Origin of the sequence: Xanthobacter autotrophicus (assembly GCF_029991245.1) — a bacterium.
GTDB lineage: Bacteria > Pseudomonadota > Alphaproteobacteria > Rhizobiales > Xanthobacteraceae > Xanthobacter > Xanthobacter autotrophicus_C.
Genome location: NZ_JAIVFO010000356.1, coordinates 1 through 456 on the forward strand (window position 1 = coordinate 1; position 456 = coordinate 456).

Sequence of the window (456 nt, forward strand, 5' to 3'; positions counted from 1 at the left end):
GCGAAGTCACTTTCAAATGACTCGGGGTCAGTGACGTTGTTTGGGAGAAGCACAATCTTTTCAGGCTCTATGCCGAGGTCCTTAAGAGATTGAGCTGTGCGCAGCGAGTCAGTGATTTGTTTAGTGGAGGGGGTAACTGGAATCACCCAGCAATCGATGAGTTCAGTTGTTGAAGCCAACTCATCAAAAGTGGAGATCATATTTTTGGCGTTGGATCCGCCAATGTCAATTACAAAACTTTCCGATTCATCGGCGGTGTTGAGTTCGCCTGCAAGCTTCTTAAACTTGGCCGAGCTAATTTCAAGGTCAGGGGTGCCATCTCCCGCATTACTGTCTTCGATGCTGATGCGCTTAGCCTTGAGCAATGGCGCAAACATATGCTTTGTGAGAGTGGTTTTCCCGGTGTTGCCAGAGATATTGATGATGACAGTCTTCATGGTGATTTTCCTGAGGTGG

General features: G+C 47.6%; 1 protein-coding gene. It reads right to left on the minus strand.

From position 1 onward, the window contains the following. On the minus strand, positions 1–437 hold a 437-nt coding region (locus K9U41_RS23200; RefSeq protein WP_282643192.1), incomplete at its 3' end, for a hypothetical protein. Positions 438–456 lie beyond the last annotated feature (19 nt).